This is a genomic window from Parvibaculum sp. (assembly GCF_030651915.1).
GTDB lineage: Bacteria > Pseudomonadota > Alphaproteobacteria > Parvibaculales > Parvibaculaceae > Parvibaculum.
This window is the reverse complement of the sequence record NZ_JAUSBV010000008.1, coordinates 34188-49546: the sequence shown is the minus strand read 5'-3', so window position 1 is coordinate 49546 and position 15359 is coordinate 34188. Positions and strand designations below refer to the sequence as shown.

The 15359-nt window shown below is 63.4% G+C and carries 16 protein-coding genes; 10 read left to right on the top strand and 6 right to left on the bottom strand.

Annotation, left to right across the window (positions count from 1 at the left end):
* Positions 1 to 12 precede the first annotated feature (12 nt).
* The 3 genes from yidD (at position 13) to Q7V31_RS11580 (ending at position 4207) form a co-directional block, all read left to right on the top strand.
* Positions 13 to 330 carry a membrane protein insertion efficiency factor YidD gene (gene yidD, locus Q7V31_RS11590; protein ID WP_304735126.1) on the top strand — a complete coding sequence of 106 codons (318 nt, stop codon included), beginning with the start codon at positions 13 to 15 and terminating at the stop codon, positions 328 to 330.
* Between the two features lie 10 nt (positions 331 to 340).
* A complete protein-coding gene (gene thrS, locus Q7V31_RS11585) occupies positions 341 to 2299 on the top strand; it encodes a threonine--tRNA ligase (RefSeq protein WP_304734456.1) in 1959 nt (652 codons plus the stop codon).
* 168 nt (positions 2300 to 2467) lie between these two features.
* Positions 2468 to 4207, top strand: coding sequence for a hypothetical protein (locus Q7V31_RS11580; protein WP_304734454.1), 1740 nt, complete (start codon positions 2468 to 2470; stop codon positions 4205 to 4207).
* 1 nt (position 4208) lies between these two features.
* Here Q7V31_RS11580 and Q7V31_RS11575 read toward each other — a convergent pair whose 3' ends face one another.
* Positions 4209 to 4898 (bottom strand): hypothetical protein, encoded by a 690-nt coding sequence (locus tag Q7V31_RS11575; RefSeq protein ID WP_304734452.1) that lies wholly within the window; start codon positions 4896 to 4898, stop codon positions 4209 to 4211.
* Between the two features lie 252 nt (positions 4899 to 5150).
* On the opposite strand from Q7V31_RS11575, the gene Q7V31_RS11570 reads away from it, so the two are divergent.
* Positions 5151 to 5738 carry a nitroreductase gene (locus Q7V31_RS11570; RefSeq protein ID WP_304734450.1) on the top strand — a complete coding sequence of 196 codons (588 nt, stop codon included), beginning with the start codon at positions 5151 to 5153 and terminating at the stop codon, positions 5736 to 5738.
* Positions 5735 to 6454 (top strand): HAD family hydrolase, encoded by a 720-nt coding sequence (locus tag Q7V31_RS11565; RefSeq protein WP_304734448.1) that lies wholly within the window; start codon positions 5735 to 5737, stop codon positions 6452 to 6454. Before Q7V31_RS11570 ends, Q7V31_RS11565 begins: the two co-directional genes overlap by 4 nt.
* Here Q7V31_RS11565 and Q7V31_RS11560 read toward each other — a convergent pair.
* On the bottom strand, positions 6451 to 7260 hold the full coding sequence (locus tag Q7V31_RS11560) for a phytanoyl-CoA dioxygenase family protein (protein WP_304734446.1): 810 nt from the start codon (positions 7258 to 7260) through the stop codon (positions 6451 to 6453). The genes Q7V31_RS11565 and Q7V31_RS11560 overlap by 4 nt on opposite strands.
* An 85-nt stretch (positions 7261 to 7345) precedes the next feature.
* Between Q7V31_RS11560 and Q7V31_RS11555 the strand changes: the two genes are divergently transcribed.
* Positions 7346 to 7942: a flavin reductase family protein gene (locus Q7V31_RS11555; protein WP_304734444.1), complete on the top strand. Its 597-nt coding sequence runs from the start codon at positions 7346 to 7348 to the stop codon at positions 7940 to 7942.
* A gap of 2 nt (positions 7943 to 7944) precedes the next feature.
* Here the strand turns inward: Q7V31_RS11555 and Q7V31_RS11550 are convergent, their stop codons facing one another.
* Positions 7945 to 9375, bottom strand: a complete 1431-nt coding sequence (locus Q7V31_RS11550) for a tetratricopeptide repeat protein (RefSeq protein WP_304734442.1) — start codon at positions 9373 to 9375, stop codon at positions 7945 to 7947.
* Positions 9376 to 9526: 151 nt separating this feature from the next.
* Here Q7V31_RS11550 and chrA point away from each other — a divergent pair, with 151 nt between their 5' ends.
* Entirely contained in the window at positions 9527 to 10858 is a 1332-nt protein-coding gene (gene chrA / locus Q7V31_RS11545) for a chromate efflux transporter (protein ID WP_304734440.1), read from the top strand.
* Positions 10859 to 10861: 3 nt separating this feature from the next.
* On the opposite strand, the gene Q7V31_RS11540 is transcribed toward chrA, so the two are convergent.
* Genes Q7V31_RS11540 through Q7V31_RS11530 form a run of 3 tightly spaced genes read right to left on the bottom strand, consistent with a single transcriptional unit; the run spans position 10862 to position 13132 of the window.
* A complete protein-coding gene (locus Q7V31_RS11540; RefSeq protein ID WP_304734438.1) occupies positions 10862 to 11785 on the bottom strand; it encodes a 2-hydroxyacid dehydrogenase in 924 nt (307 codons plus the stop codon).
* A 5-nt stretch (positions 11786 to 11790) separates the two neighbouring features.
* Positions 11791 to 12663 carry a CoA ester lyase gene (locus Q7V31_RS11535; RefSeq protein WP_304734436.1) on the bottom strand — a complete coding sequence of 291 codons (873 nt, stop codon included), beginning with the start codon at positions 12661 to 12663 and terminating at the stop codon, positions 11791 to 11793.
* A gap of 4 nt (positions 12664 to 12667) precedes the next feature.
* A complete protein-coding gene (locus tag Q7V31_RS11530; protein ID WP_304734433.1) occupies positions 12668 to 13132 on the bottom strand; it encodes a MaoC family dehydratase in 465 nt (154 codons plus the stop codon).
* A 102-nt stretch (positions 13133 to 13234) separates the two neighbouring features.
* On the opposite strand from Q7V31_RS11530, the gene Q7V31_RS11525 reads away from it, so the two are divergent.
* The 3 genes from Q7V31_RS11525 (at position 13235) to Q7V31_RS11515 (ending at position 15344) form a co-directional block, all read left to right on the top strand.
* Positions 13235 to 14404, top strand: coding sequence for an acyl-CoA dehydrogenase family protein (locus Q7V31_RS11525; protein ID WP_304734430.1), 1170 nt, complete (start codon positions 13235 to 13237; stop codon positions 14402 to 14404).
* 8 nt (positions 14405 to 14412) lie between these two features.
* Positions 14413 to 14820, top strand: coding sequence for an HIT domain-containing protein (locus Q7V31_RS11520; protein WP_304734427.1), 408 nt, complete (start codon positions 14413 to 14415; stop codon positions 14818 to 14820).
* Positions 14821 to 14888: 68 nt separating this feature from the next.
* Entirely contained in the window at positions 14889 to 15344 is a 456-nt protein-coding gene (locus tag Q7V31_RS11515; protein ID WP_304734424.1) for a response regulator transcription factor, read from the top strand.
* The last annotated feature ends 15 nt before the right edge of the window (positions 15345 to 15359 follow it).

Sequence of the window (15359 nt, the reverse complement as noted above, 5' to 3'; positions counted from 1 at the left end):
ACGTGGTTTCCCATGCGGCGCGACCTCCTTTCGCTCCCGATGCGCGGCCTGATCCGGTTCTATCAGTGGTTCATTTCGCCGCTGCTGGGGCCCTCCTGCCGCCATCTGCCGACCTGCTCGGATTACACCCTGCAGGCGATCGAGCGGCACGGGGGGTGGCGCGGTTTCTGGCTGGGGCTCGCGCGCATCGCGCGGTGCCACCCATGGGGCAGCCACGGGTTCGACCCGGTGCCGGAGCGGCTGGACGATCAGCCCTTCTGGGCGCCGTGGCGATATGGGCGTTGGCGGATGCCGCCGGCGCCGTCGGAATGCACGCACGGAACGCATTGAGAGAAAGACAATGATCAAGCTGAAACTTCCCGACGGTTCCGTTCGTGAACATGAGAAACCGCTCGACGGGCTGGCCTTTGCCGAAAGCATCGCGAAGTCGCTGGCGAAGAAGGCGGTCGCGATCAAGCTCGATGGTGAGATGAAAGACCTTTCCACGGTCATCGACCGCGATGCCGCGGTGGAGATCGTGACGCGCGAGACGGCCGACGGCGTCGATCTTTTGCGGCATGACGCCTCGCATGTGATGGCCGAAGCCGTGCAGGAGCTTTTTCCCGGCACGCAGGTGACGATCGGGCCGGTGATCGAGAACGGCTTCTATTACGACTTCGCGCGCGTCGAACCCTTCAAGGCGGAGGATCTCGAAAAAATCGAACAGCGGATGCGCGAGATTGTCGACCGCGACGAGAAGATCACGCGCGAAGTGTGGACGCGCGACGACGCCGTGGCGCATTTCAGGAAGATCGGCGAGCACTACAAGGCCGAGATCATCGAGAGCATTCCGCCAGGCGAGGATGTGTCGATCTACCGGCAGGGCAACTGGCTCGATCTCTGCCGGGGCCCGCATCTGCCGTCGACGGGCAAGCTCGGCAAGGCCTTCAAGCTGACGAAGCTTGCCGGCGCCTATTGGCGCGGCGACAGCCGCAACGAAATGCTCCAGCGCATCTATGGAACGTGCTGGGCCAACGACAATGACCTCAAGGCCTATCTGACGATGGTGGAAGAGGCCGAGCGCCGCGACCACCGCAAGATCGGTCGCGAGATGGAGCTGTTCCATCTGCAGGAAGAGGCGCAAGGGTCGGTGTTCTGGCATGCCAAGGGCTATCGCATCTGGCAGGCGCTGGAACAATATATCCGTCGCCGCATCGATGCGGCCGGGTACATGGAAGTCAAGACGCCGCAGCTTCTCGACTCGAAGTTCTGGGAGCAGTCCGGCCACTGGTCGAAGTTCCGCGAAAACATGTTCGTGGTGCCGGACGAGATTCCGTCGACGGAGGACGATGCGCCGGTGCTTTCGGGCAAGGCGAAGCTGATGGCGATCAAGCCGATGAACTGTCCGGCGCATGTGCAGATCTTCAAGCAGGGCGTCAAATCCTATCGCGATCTGCCGCTGCGCATGGCCGAGTTCGGCTGCTGCCACCGCAACGAACCGCATGGCGCGCTGCACGGGCTGATGCGCGTGCGCCAGATGACGCAGGACGATGCGCATATCTTCTGCCGCGAGGATCAGATCACGGCGGAGAGCGTCGCCTTTTGCGAGTTGCTGCTCAGCGTCTATCGCGATCTCGGTTTCCCGGAAGTGAAGGTGAGGCTGGCGACGCGGCCCGATCTGCGCGCGGGCGAGGATGCGGTCTGGGACCGGGCCGAAAAGGGGCTGGCCGATGCGGTCGAGGCCGCCGGGCTCGACTACACGGTGGCGCCGGGCGAGGGCGCGTTTTACGGGCCGAAGCTCGAATTCCATCTGAAGGATGCGATCGGGCGGACATGGCAATGCGGCACGATCCAGCTCGATTTCGTGCTGCCGGAGCGGCTCGATGCTTCTTACATCGGCGAGGACAGCGCGCGGCACCGGCCGGTGATGCTGCATCGGGCGATCCTGGGCTCGATGGAGCGTTTCATCGGCATCCTGATCGAAAACTATGAGGGCAAGTTCCCGCTCTGGCTGGCGCCGGTGCAGGCGGTGGTGACGACGATCACGTCTGACGCCGATCCTTATGCGGAAGAAGTGTTGCAAGCGATGCGGGCGGCGGGGTTGCGCGTCGAGATCGATCTCAGGAACGAGAAGATCAACTACAAGGTGCGCGAGCATTCGGTCGCCAAGGTGGCGGCGATTTTCGTCGCCGGGCGGCGCGAGGCTGAGGAGCGCACGGTGTCGATCCGCCGTCTCGGTTCGCAGCAGCAGGAAACGCTGCCGCTCGATGCGGCGATTGCCGCGCTGGTGCAGGAGGCGACGCCGCCGGATCTGCGGTGAGTGTAAGACCGGAATCGTCTGCGGGGAGTTGTCCGTTGGGCGGCTCCCCGAACTCGACCGCCAGAATACCGATCCGATTGTGCCTGACAGTCAGGCGGCCTCGTGGTTAAACTCCATCAGGGGGTCAGTGCGTTCGCGGCGGCGATGGGGCGTTCAGGCATGAAATCCTTGAGAAAACTTGCGTATGTGGTGATGACCTTCGGGATCGCTATCGGTGGGAGCGTGGCTGCGGCTGAAACGGTCACCATGGCTCCGGTCGCAAGCGGAGCCGAGTATTTAGACCCGGCCTTGGCGCAAACGCCGGAAGGTTTCCGCTGGCGCATCACCAGGCTCGCCTGGACCGAGAGCGACGAGCGGGCCTTCGGTGAATTCGTGACGGCGATCGGCAACAGCAATTGCCGCACCTATGACGAGTGCCTCAAGGGGCCGTGGAACATCTACCGGGCGAGCGATCCGAAGGGCATGTTCTTTTATGCCGATTGCGCCGATCTGCCCTATGCGCTGCGCGCCTATTTTGCCTGGAAGAACGGCTTGCCGTTTTCCTATGTCAGCGGTGTTGCGCCGGTCGGCCAGTCGCGCGACCTCAGATATTCCCGCTACGGCAATTATGCGGTGCGGCGCAGCGATGTCGTGCCGCAGGCGGAAGGCGCCTTTCCGAACGCGCGGACGGTCCTCAACACCGTCAACAACATCGTCTCGAGCGCCATGTTCCGGTTTGCGCCGGAGCCGTCGCGCGGCGAGTTGTTCGACTTCTATCCGGTGAAGCTGCAGAAGGGTTCGATCCGCCCCGGGACCGTGATCTACGATCCGAACGGTCATGTCGCCGTCGTTTACAATGTCGATGACGAGGGCCGCATCCGCTTCATCGACACGCATCCCGACAATTCGCTGACGCGCGGCAGCTACGGCAAACGCTTCGTGCGCGCCTCGCCGCCGATGGGGGCGGGCTTCAAGAACTGGCGTCCAATGAAGCTCGTGGGCGCTTCGCAAGGCGCCGACGGCACATGGTTTGGCGGGCGCGTGGTGCTGGCGGGCGACGACGCGCTTGCCGACTGGTCGGACGAACAATTCTACGGCACCGAAAGCCCGCGGCCGAAGGGCTGGTCGGCGGCCGCCTTCGTCTATCAGGGCGAAAGGCTCGACTATTACGATTATGTGCGGCAGGCCGTCGCCGGGCGCGACGTCGCCTACGACCCGCTCGTCGAAACGCGGGCAATGGTGCGCGAGCTTTGCGACGATCTCTATTATCGCGCGATCTCGGTCGACATCGCGGTCAAGGCCGGACTTCACCGGCAAGCGCAGCCGCAACGTCTGCCCGCCAATATCTACGGCACGCATGGCGACTGGGAAACCTATTCGACGCCGTCGCGCGATGCGCGGCTGAAAGCGTCCTTCGCGGAATTGCGCGATCAGGTGGTGCGCTTCGTCGCGATGGCCGAGGCGGGCGATCCGAAACTCGACTATGCCGGCGCCGATCTCGCCCGTGATCTGAAAGGCGTTTATGTCGAGGAAGCGGGCGCCTGCAGCGTTGCCTATACGGCCAGCGACGGGTCGGAGCGCGAACTGAGCTTCGATGAAGCCCGGAAGCGCGCTTTCGATTTTTCCTTCGATCCCTATCATTGTCCCGAGCTGCGCTGGGGCGCGCGTTCGGAAGCGGAGCTTGCGACCTGTCCCGATGGCGACGTCAAACGCGCCTGGTACGAGGCGCAGCAGCGGCTTCGCAATCAGACCGAGCGTACCTATGACACGCGCATGGGCTTCTCGCTGGCAGATCTCAAGGCGCGCGCGCCCGGTAGCGGCTGGGATGTGCCACCGGATACCGATGTAATGAGCGCACTGCGCACGACAGCGAGCCTGGCGGAAAATGCTGTGCAGACAGCCGAGAGTGAACCGCCGGAAGCGCCGTAGTCTAGAAACGGTACCATACGGCGAGCCGCAGACCGTCCTCGACGATTGCGTTGCGTCCAAAGACGGAGCGTTCGATCCCGGCCTCAAGCGCGCAGTCGGACGTGATGTCGTAGACGAGCGACAGCGCGACCTTGCCCGACTGGAATGATTGTCCGGCAGGCGTCGGTCTGGTGGCAACAGTGTTGAGGCTCTTGGCCAGCAGCATAATGCCCGGCCACGGTTTCAGGCCGAGTGTGATGTCGGCGCGGACCTCGTCGGGCCGGTCGCGATCGCGGTAGCGATAGCCCACCTCCTGGACCGTGAAGATGTCGATCCCGAGCAAGGTGTCGTTTTGTGCGACGATCAATGCGAGTTCGGTGTCGATGTCGCCGCTTCCGGTTGCGGCGGGATCGTTGGTGTCGCCTGCCAGATGCAGCGTCGCCAGCGGTTGCACCGAGAAATGGGCGTCGTTCCATGTTCCAAGCGCCACACGGCCGCCGGCCTTGAGACGTGTAAATCCGCGGTCCTCGAATTCGATACCGAAGAAGTCGGTCTTCTCGCTGGCCCATGCGATTTCACCGACAAGCGTCAGCCATTCGGTCAGCCCGTATTCGGCATAGGGCGCGATTTCGTATTTGGTGTAGCGCGGCTTCCATTGTTTCGTGCCATTGGCGTCGTATCGTTCATCGGCGGTTGTGCGGATCGCCGACACAATCAATTCACCATCGCCGGGCGCGAGTGGCCGGCCGCCTGCCGATGTCTCGCCCGCGAAGAAGGGCAAAAAAATAGCGGCAAGCGCTGTAAGGGTTGTTTTTCGTTGTTTCCACGGGTGTTCTGACCGCAATCTCCCCCTCCCTCATCCCGCTTGATGTTGGTGGATGCCATTGTTTGTGTAAAGCGCCCGATCTAAGTAGAGGGAACCGTTTCTATATTTTCGTCGTCCCGCTCAGAAAGAGGCTTCGACTTGCCCCGTTCCCAGGAAACCATCGATCTGCTGCTGACGCGCCGTTCGACCAAGGCGCTGACCATGGTTGAGCCCGGTCCCGACGCGGCGGAACTCCAGACCATTCTGCGCATCGGTGCGCGCGTTCCCGATCACGGCAAGCTGGCGCCCTGGCGCTTCGTGATTTTTCAAGGCGAGGCGCGGCGTGCCTTCGGCGTGATCCTCAGCACCGTTTATGCGAAAGTGCAGGCGAATGCCGGTGACGATAAACTCGAATTCGAGGCCAATCGCTTCATGCGCGCCCCCACCGTTGTCGCGGTGATCTCGCGGGTGACGCCGGGGATCAAGATACCCGAATGGGAGCAGCTTCTGTCGGCCGGCGCCGTCTGCCAGAACATGCTGGTCGCGGCAACGGCGCTGGGCTACGGCGCGCAGTGGCTGACCGAATGGTATGCGTTCGATCCGGAGATCGGGCGGGCGCTGGGCCTCAAGGAAAACGAGCGCGTTGCCGGATTCATCTATCTCGGCAGCGAGAGCGTGGCGAAAGATGAACGTCCGCGGCCGGAGCTTTCCGAGATCGTCTCGGTATGGCCGGGGAAGACGGAATGAGCGCGGCAGATGGCTTGCGCGGCGTGCTGTTCGACAAGGACGGGACGCTTTTCAACGACAATGGCTGGGGCGCCATCTTCGTCGAAGCGGCGGAAATCACCGCAAAGGGACAAAGCGCCCTTGTGCCGGACATGCTTGCCGCTATCGGTTACGATCCGGCGACCGAGCGCTTTGCGGCGGGCAGTATCGGCGGCGCGGGTAACACGTTCGAGCTGGCCGATGCGTGGCTCGCGATAGCCGGCGGCTGGGAGTGGCAAGCGCTTGTCCGGGAAATGGACGCATTGTTCACACGCCTTGTGCCGCTGCGGTTTCCGCCGGTTACGGACCTGCCGATCCTGTTCTCGTCATTGAAAAGCAGAGGGCTCCGTCTCGGTATCGCGACCAATGATGTTGCGGCGTCCGCCCAAGCGACGATCGAGCGCTTCGGCCTTGGCGATTTTATCGACTTCTCCGCGGGCTATGACAGCGGGCACGGCGCAAAGCCAGGCCCGGGTATGGCGCTGGCCTTCTGCGCGGCGACGGGACTGGCACCGCATCAGATCGCCGTTGTCGGCGACAATAGTCACGACCTCGAGATGGGGCGCAGCGCGGGCGCCGGCCTCAATATCGGCGTGTTGACCGGCACCAGTGCGCATGACGATCTCGCGCCCTTCGCCGATCACGTCATCGAAAGCATCGTCGCGCTGCCGGCGCTTCTCGATGGCCTCAGGGGCTAGGCCATGTCCCAGATCGACTTGAAGTTGCGCTCGGCGCCGAGCAGGCGTTGCTGCGGCGTCTTCTTGTCGATATGGCCGATCAGGTTCTGATAGGTGCCGAAACCGCAAAGGTCCTGAAGACGCGGCTCGAACGATTTGACGAGATCGAGCGGGATGCCGAGCTGCTGGTTTTCCTGCTGGCGGATATAGCCGGCGCAATAATTCATCGCGATGCCGACGCGGCGCTTGTCCGACTTGTTGGCGCCGCCGCCATGCCACAGGCTGCCATGCCAGATCAGTACCGAGCCTTTCGGCATTTCGGCGGGGATGCTGTCGTAGTGCTGACCGTATGTGGGCGAGTGATCCCATTTATGTGTATTTGGAATGATCCGCGTCGCGCCGTTTTCCTCGGTGAAGTCGGTCAGCGCCCACATCGAATTGCAGACGAAGGGGGTGTGGGGTTTTGCCACCGGTATCACCTGGTCGTCGGCATGGATCGGTTGCCCCTTTTCGCCGGGGTCGATGGAGATGGAGGAGAGCGAGGAAACCAGACACCCCTCATCCAGCACGCCTTCGATGACCGGCAGCACGCTGGCGTGAACGGGGATGCGCTGGAAGACGGGGGCAAGGGCCAGCAGGTTGTAGATGCGGACCGTCTTGTGGCCCTCGAAGCTGTTTTTGGCCGGCACGACATTCATGTCGCGCTCGAGCCGCAGCAGGGTTTCATTCAGCTCGTCGATCAGCGCCGGCTCGATGGCGTTTTCGACAATCGTGTAGCCCTGCGCCTCGACCGCCGCGACGTGGCGGATCTGATCATCCTGGTTCATTCACCGCTCCTTGCGTCTCTTCCCGGCTTTTGGGGCATGATACGCTTCCCGTCCCCGCCGTCCATATACCGGAGCGTTCTACCCCATGTTTTACGACGCCACGACAAACGATCACGGACTGAAGCACGATCCTTTCAAGGCGCTGATCGTGCCCCGGCCCATCGGCTGGATATCGACCGTCAGCATGGCGGGTGTGCTGAACCTCGCGCCCTACAGTTTCTTTAACGGTGTCTCAACCGATCCCCATATCGTGATGTTCGCCAGCGCCGGCCGCAAGGATAGCCTGCGTAACGCCGAGGAGACCGGCCAGTTCGTCTGCAATCTGGCGAGCTGGGATCAGCGCGAGGCGATGAACATGAGTTCGGCGACCGTCGGGCCCGAAATCGACGAATTCGCGCTGGCGGGGCTTGAAAAGGAACCGTCGCGATTGGTGAAGCCGCCGCGTGTCAAAGGCGCGCCAGCGCATTTCGAATGCGTCTGGCTCACGACAGTGCCGCTCGTCTCGCGCGACGGCCGGCACAGTTACGACATGGTGTTGGGCGAGGTTGTCGGTATTCACATCGATGATCGTTTTGTGGCCGACGGGATGGTCGATACGGCGGCCATGAAGCCGATCGCGCGGCTCGGTTATCACGACTATTCCGTCGTCGACGAAGTCTTCACGCTTAAGCGCCCGCGCTAAACCTAGTCGCGCCAGCTTGTTGGCTTGACGTCGAAGGCAAGACTGATGCGTGGCGTGTCGCCCGAGAAGGGCAGGGTGCGGTGAAACAGATATGACGGAAAGAACAATGCGTCGCCTTCGCGCGGCTCATAGGCGATCGTCTGGGGTTCAAACTTTGCGTCGAACTCCGGCGGCGGGTGGCCGAACTCGATCCAGCCGTCATGTGCTTCGTCTTTTCCCATCGTCGGCGGAAGCGCGACGTAGTAGACGCCGCTCATCCAACCACCGACATGGATGTGCGAATGCTGGTGGCCGCCTTCCGAAAGCAGCGTGCCCCAGAGATCGAGTTGATAGGTCCGTGGCACCTGGCGGCGGTAGGGGTGGCCGGGCTCGCGCTTGATCGAATCGAAATGCGCGTCGATGGCGCGGCGCAGGGATTTCTCGAATGCGATGAAGGGCTCGCGCGGGTTGTCGAGCAGCAACCCCGTCTGGCCGCCTTTGCGCGTTGCCTTGCCCTGCGGTTCCCACACAAGCGTCGGGTCGTCCTGTAACGCCGCGGCGAGCGCGGCGTTGAACGCTGTCATGCCGTCATAGCCTTCCGGCCGGGCGAGCGTCGCGCGCGTCACAAGGCCACCCATTTCGGCGCGGTAGCCCGCCGGCATTTCGCCGAATTCCTGCGCGCGGGCGAAAGGCAGCCAGGCGGCAGCGCGGCGCTCCGGCTCCATGCGCGCCAGCGTGCGCTCGAAAATTTCGATCGCTTCCCGTGCCCGGCCGAGGCGCAGTTGCGCCAGGCCGAGACTGACATAGGACATGCTGTCCTTCGGATTGAGCGCAACGGCCTGCTCGTAGGCGGCGGCGGCCGCTTCGATGTTGCCGCGCTTTTGCTCGGCGTTGCCGAGATTGCCATAGGCCGACGAAAGCTTCGGATTTCGGGCAATTGCCGCCTGGAAGGTTTCGACCGCTTCGTCGATGCGCTCCTGCCTGAGCAGCACCATGCCGAGCGACACGAGATGCATCGGGCGTGGGTCGGCTTCGAGGGTCCGGCGGTATTGCATTTCGGCGTCGGCGAAGCGGTTGGCGCGCTGGTAGAGCTGGCCAAGCGTTGCGGACACGCGCGCATTGGCCGGGAAAAGCGCGGCGGCGCGTTCATAGTGATCGAGAGCGTCACCCCAGCGCCGCGTCTGCTGAAGCAGGCGGCCGAGATTGAGCCAGGTAACGGGATTGTCGGGTACCAGTTCGATGGCTTCGGTCAACAGGCGTTTGGCTTCCTCGAAAGCGCCGCGTTCGACAATGACCGAGGCGAGAAGCGCCATGGCGTTCGCGTCGCCGGGCGTTTCGGTGAGCAGGCCGCGGGCCTGCGTTTCGGCGACCCCGAGCTTGCCCTCCTTCATCAGCGCGAGCACTTGCTGGTAGCGTTCGGGAACTCTGGGCGCGGCTGGTCGTTCGTTGGCCAATTTTCCGTCCGGTTTCTTCTGATGGCTGTCAAAATGCGGGCCTCAACCTGCACAGCCGGGGTCCGCGCGTCAATGATGTAGCTTGAGCTATAGTCCGCGCCGCCGAGGTGGCATAGTCGGGCATCCGTGATTCACAGGCGCAATTAACGATATGGCCGACCTGCCCGCCGCCACCTTTGCCGAGGCCTTTCGCGTCTGGACGAGGATCGGCTTTCTGAGTTTCGGCGGTCCGGCCGGGCAGATTGCGCTGATGCACCGCATTCTGGTCGAGGAAAAGAAGTGGCTCTCGGAGCCGCAATTCCTCCATGCGCTCAATTTCTGCATGTTGCTGCCGGGGCCGGAGGCACAGCAGCTTGCGACCTATGCCGGCTGGCTGCTGCACGGCATCAAGGGCGGGCTGGCGGCGGGGTTGATGTTCATTCTGCCCGGTGTTGCCGTGATGCTGGGCCTCAGCATCCTCTATGCGGCCTATGCCGATCTCGGGCTTGTCGAGGCCTTGTTCTTCGGCATCAAGGCGGCCGTCTTTGCCGTCGTCATCGAAGCGCTGATCCGGATATCGAAAAGGATGCTGAAATCCGTCGCGCTTTATGCGCTGGCGGGTGCTGCCTTCGTGGCGATCTTCTTTTTCGACGTGCCGTTTCCGCTGGTCGTCGGCGCGGCGGCCGCTTTCGGGCTCGTTGCCGCGCGCGCCGCGCCCGATATCTTCGGTTCGCTTCTGGCGGCGAAAGACGACAATGAGCCAGAGGTTGAAGCGCCGGCTCATACGCGCACAACGGCAGGCCGCACCATTGCCGTTGCGCTGATCGGCGGGCTGGTCTGGCTCGGGCCGGTCGTCGCTCTGTTGCTGGCGCTCGGGACAGGCCATGTGTTCGCGCAGCAGGCGGTCTTCTTCAGCAAGATGGCCGTCGTTACTTTCGGCGGCGCCTATGCGGTGCTCGCCTATGTGGCGCAGGAGGCGGTGCAGTTTTACGGATGGCTCAATCCCGGCGAGATGCTGGACGGGCTCGGTCTGGCCGAGACGACGCCGGGGCCGCTCATTCTGGTGCTGCAATTTGTCGGCCATCTGGCCGCCTACCGCGAGGCGGGCGGTCTCGATCCGGTGACGGCCGGCGTCATCGGCGCGCTCATCACGGTCTGGGTCACGTTTGCTCCGTGCTTCCTGTGGATTTTCCTCGGCGCGCCTTACATCGAACGGCTGCGGCGGGTGGCGCTGCTCAATGCGGCTTTTGCCGCCATCACGGCGGCCGTCGTCGGCGTCATTCTCAATCTGGCGCTCTGGTTCGGCCTCCATGTGCTGTTCGGCACGGTGGAGGAAGTGCGCGTGTCGGTGTTCCGGCTCTGGGTGCCGGACGTTGCGACGCTCGACCCGTGGGCCCTGGCGCTGAGCACGGGTGCGCTTGTCGCCATGCTGCGGTTTCACATCGGCATGCTGCCGGTGCTCGGCGTTTCCGCCGCGCTCGGCCTTGCGATCAAGCTGATCTGACGTTCACGCCGCGGTTACCGGGTTCGGCAGCGGTTTGCCGTCGAAAAAGGCGTCGATATTGGCGATCACGGTATCGCCCATTGCAACGATGGCTTCCGATGTTCCGCCGCCAACATGCGGCGTCACCACGACATTGTCCAAGGTCACGAGGTCGTGGCGCGGATCGGGCTCATTCTCGAAAACATCGAGGCCCGCGCCCGCGATGGTGCCGGATTTGAGCGCGGCGATCAGCGCATCTTCGTCGATAGCCGAACCGCGCGAGATGTTGATGACATGGCCCTCGGGGCCCAGCGCCTTCAGCAGTTCGGCGTTGACGAGGTGACGGTTCGTTTCGTCGGCGCGGTGGGCGAGAACGAGCGTGTCGGCCCAGGTGGAGAGGTCGAGCGCCGAACGGAAATAGCGGTATGGAACGCCGGGTTTTTCGTTGCGGCCGGTATAGCCGATCTCGGTTTCGAAGCCTTCGAGGCGCTTTGCGATCTTCATGCCGATGGCCCCGAGACCGACGATGCCGATCTTGCGGCCGGTGAGGCCGCGCAGGAAAAGGAGCGATGCCGGATTGTCGCCGCGCCATGTGCCCGCGCGGGTCAGCCTGTCGCCGGTGACGACCTTGCGAATGGAGGCAAGGAGCAGTGCCACGGCGAGATCGGCGACGGTGGCGGCGTTGGCGCCGACCGTGTTTGCGACCTTGACGCCGCGCCGCCCGGCCTCCGCCACGTCGACGCCTTCATGGCCCGAACCAAAGCAGCAAATGAGTTTCAACTTGGGCATGGCGTCCATCACGGCGGCGCCCGTTACGTTCGCGCCAATGGTGACGAGGGCTTCGGCGGCGCCGCGCGAGGCCGGATCGGTGATGACGGTGAAGCGTTCGGCCAGTTTCCGCTCGAAGGGTTTGCCGAGCGGCAGGGCAAGAAAGACGGCAGGTTTCATAGGCTCTACTTTTGCTGACCGGCGCGGGCGAGCAGCGCCTTCGCCTGTTTCAGATGCGGAATGTCGAGCATGACACCATCCAGTGCGACGACGCCGACATCGCCCGCTTTCTCGAAAGCCTCGATGACGGCGCGGGCATGGGCAAGGTCGGCCTCGCCGGGCGTGAAGATCTCATTGATGATCGCAACTTGCGCCGGATGGATTGCCATCTTGCCGGTGAAGCCGTCGCGTGCGGCCGCGCGGGCTTCCGCCTCCAGACCTTTCTCGTCGCGGAAATCCTTCCAGATGCTGTCGACCGGCGCGACGCCCGCCGCGACGGCGCCGAGCAGTGTCAGCGTGCGCGCGAGTTGGTAGGGGCCGGTATAGGTTCCGTGCTCGTCCTTGTTGTCGCGCGCGCCGAGGGCGGCGGCGAGGTCCTCGGCGCCCCAGGTCAGGAAGGCGAGGCGGGGATGCGATCCGGCATAGGTCGAAAGCGTGAAAAGCGAGGCCGCCGTTTCGGTGGCGACGCAGCCGAGGCCGATGCCGTTCGGGGGCATGCCGCCCGCATCATGCTCAACCTCGTCGATGGCATGTCCCACCTTGCGCACGCAATCGCCCGAAATTGTCTTTGGAATCACGATGATGTCGGGATTTTGCGGCACCACGGCCTTGATGTCGGCATGCCAGAAAGGCGTGTCGAGCGCATTGATGCGCACGACAAGCTTCGGGCCGTTGCGGTCGGCGCTTTTCAGGTATTCGACGGCGGATTTCCTAGCGTTTTCCTTGTTCGACAGGGCGACCGAGTCTTCAAGGTCGAGGATCAGCGCATCGGCGCCCGAGCCCGCGCCCTTGGCCAGTTTCTTCTCGCTGTCGGCCGGCACGAAGAGAAAAGACCTCATGATTTCAGGCCTCTTCCGTGCCATTGGCATGCATATAGGCTTGCCTGATGCAGGACGCGACTTCCTCGCTGCGTTGGTTGTAGGCCTTGTGCAGGAACGTCACGATTCCGGCACCCGGCCGCGATTTCGAGCGCCGTTTTGCCATCACCGTCGTCTCTATGCGCAGCGTATCGCCCTGAAAAACCGGCTTCGGAAAGGTGACATCGGTCATGCCGAGATTGGCGATCGTCGTGCCATGCGTCGTGTCGTGGACCGAAATGCCGATCATCAGCCCCAATGTGAAAAGGCTGTTGACCAGCGGCTTGCCGAACTCGGTTTCGGTCTCGGCATAGTGGTGGTCGAGATGAAGTGCCGCAGGGTTCATGGTCATGGTCGAAAAGAGCACGTTGTCGGTCTCGGTGACCGTGCGCCGGATGGCGTGCCTGAAGATCTGGCCTTCCTTGAATTCCTCGAAATAAAGTCCCGGCATTCCTCACCCTTGCCATTGTTGCGCGGGCTGTCTCGCCCCCCATGCTTCGGCTAGGTTATAGCGCCGTCGATCCAAAAAACGAAAAGCGCAAAAGGGTTAGGGATGGATTTCAGGTTCAGCGAGGAACAGCAGGCGATCCGCGATGCGGTGGGGCGGGTCTGTGCGCGCTACGATGACGCCTATTGGTTGAAGCGCGACAGGGAGGGCGGTTTTCCGGACGATTTCGTGCGCGACATCGCGGCGGGCGGCTGGCTCGGGATCGCGATGCCGGAGGCCTATGGCGGGTCGGGGCTGGGCGTGACGGAAGCGGCCATCGTCGCGCAGGCGATCGCCGAATCGGGGGCCTGCCTCTCCGGCGCATCGGCCATTCACATCAATCTCTTCGGGCCGATGCCCGTGGTGGTGTTCGGCACCGACGAACAGAAGCAGAAGAACCTTCCGCCGCTGATCAGGGGCGAGGACCGCTGCTGTTTCGGCGTTACTGAGCCCGATGCCGGGCTCAACACGACGGCGATTTCGACCAGGGCCGAGTGGGACGGCAAGGCCTATGTGGTGCATGGCCGCAAGATGTGGACCTCGACGGCGCAAACGGCCAACAAGATCCTGCTGCTGGCGCGGACGACGCCGAAGGACAAGTGCAGGAAAGCAACCGAAGGCCTGTCGCTTTTCTATACCGATCTCGACCGGGGCGGGGCGACGGAGGTGCGCGAGATCGAGAAGATGGGGCGGAAGGCGGTCGACTCCAATGCGGTTTTCTTCGACGGGTTGCGCGTGCCGAAGGAGGATCTGATCGGCGAGGAGGGCAAGGGGTTCCATTATCTGCTGCATGGGCTCAACCCCGAGCGCGTGCTGATCGGCGCGGAAGCCGTCGGCGTTGGGCGGATCGCGCTGAAGAAGGCGACGGACTATGCGCGGGAACGCGAGGTGTTCGGGCGGCCGATCGGACAGAACCAGGCGATCCAGCATCCGCTGGCACGATGCTGGGCCGAGCTCGAGGCGGCCAATCTGATGGTCTTCAAGGCGGCGGCGCTTTATGACGCGGGCGAGAATTGCGGGGCGGAGGCCAATGCCGGCAAGTATCTGGCGGCGGAGGCCGGTTTCCGGGCCTGCGAGACCGCAGTGATGACGCATGGCGGGATGGGCTATGCCAAGGAATTCCATGTCGAGCGGTACATGCGCGAAATCATGATCGCCCGCCTCGCGCCTGTCAGCCGGGAGCTGATCCTGAGTTTCATCGCCGAGCGAGTGCTCGATCTGCCGAAATCCTATTGAGGCGTTTCATGGCTTTTGAACTTCACGAACGGCTGGCGGCCGACACATTCCGGGTCGCGGACCTGACGCTGTGCCGGGTGTTGCTGATGAACGACCGGCGGTTTCCGTGGCTGATCCTGGTGCCGCGGCGCGAGGGTTTGCGCGATTTCGACGATGTGGCGGCGGCCGAGAAGGCGCATTTCCATTCCGAGATCGACCTTGCCTCGGCGGTGCTGCGGGCGGCGACCGCGGCTCACAAGATGAACGTCGCGGCGCTCGGCAACATGGTGCCGCAACTCCATGTGCATGTGATTGCCCGGTTTCCGGCCGATGCGGCATGGCCGGGGCCTGTCTGGGGTGTCGGGACGGCCGAGCCCTATGCGGCGTCCGAAGCGGCAGCGCTGGCCGAAAGACTGGCGGGCGCGCTTCACGGTTAACGATTGGTTTAAGACTCGGGCCCTAGTCTTGCCGGCGAAGGTGATCGATTCACGCCGGAGCTGGGACCTTGACCACCGCCCTTGTTGCCGATTCGTCAGCCGCCACACGGCAGGCCGCCGCGCAAATGCTTGAAAGCCTCGGTTTTCGGGTCGTGACGGCGTGCGACGCGAGGGAGGCGCTTGCCCTGACCCGAGAGCATTGGCCCGATCTGGTGCTCGTCGATGCAAGTCTCGAGACGGCGGAAGGCATCCTGGCGGTTACCGCCATCCGCAAGATCTCCAATACCTGCCTCATCCATGTCAGCGCCGACGGCGGTGCAGCCGGCGTGCGCGGCGCCATGGAGGCAGGCGCCGACGACTATCTGGTGAAGCCATTTGACGTCGCGCTGCTGCGCTTCAAGCTGGGGCAGGCGCGGACGCGGCGCCGGCTAAGGCCAACTGGCGCAAGGCCGATGCTGGTGCAGGACAATGCGGCCGCCGGAGCGGCTTCCTGGCGACTTCGGTCATTTGGCAAGGCGGTCTGAAGTATATCCTGCGCC

Excerpts from the sequence above, each read along its gene's own strand:
- yidD (WP_304735126.1), top strand. The coding sequence starts at position 13 with ATGCGGCGCGACCTCCTTTCGCTCCCGATGCGCGGCCTGATCCGGTTC.
- thrS (WP_304734456.1), top strand. The coding sequence starts at position 341 with ATGATCAAGCTGAAACTTCCCGACGGTTCCGTTCGTGAACATGAGAAA.
- Q7V31_RS11565 (WP_304734448.1), top strand. The coding sequence starts at position 5,735 with ATGAGCGCGGCAGATGGCTTGCGCGGCGTGCTGTTCGACAAGGACGGG.
- Q7V31_RS11560 (WP_304734446.1), bottom strand. The coding sequence starts at position 7,260 with ATGAACCAGGATGATCAGATCCGCCACGTCGCGGCGGTCGAGGCGCAG.
- Q7V31_RS11555 (WP_304734444.1), top strand. The coding sequence starts at position 7,346 with ATGTTTTACGACGCCACGACAAACGATCACGGACTGAAGCACGATCCT.
- chrA (WP_304734440.1), top strand. The coding sequence starts at position 9,527 with ATGGCCGACCTGCCCGCCGCCACCTTTGCCGAGGCCTTTCGCGTCTGG.
- Q7V31_RS11540 (WP_304734438.1), bottom strand. The coding sequence starts at position 11,785 with ATGAAACCTGCCGTCTTTCTTGCCCTGCCGCTCGGCAAACCCTTCGAG.
- Q7V31_RS11535 (WP_304734436.1), bottom strand. The coding sequence starts at position 12,663 with ATGAGGTCTTTTCTCTTCGTGCCGGCCGACAGCGAGAAGAAACTGGCC.
- Q7V31_RS11530 (WP_304734433.1), bottom strand. The coding sequence starts at position 13,132 with ATGCCGGGACTTTATTTCGAGGAATTCAAGGAAGGCCAGATCTTCAGG.
- Q7V31_RS11525 (WP_304734430.1), top strand. The coding sequence starts at position 13,235 with ATGGATTTCAGGTTCAGCGAGGAACAGCAGGCGATCCGCGATGCGGTG.
- Q7V31_RS11520 (WP_304734427.1), top strand. The coding sequence starts at position 14,413 with ATGGCTTTTGAACTTCACGAACGGCTGGCGGCCGACACATTCCGGGTC.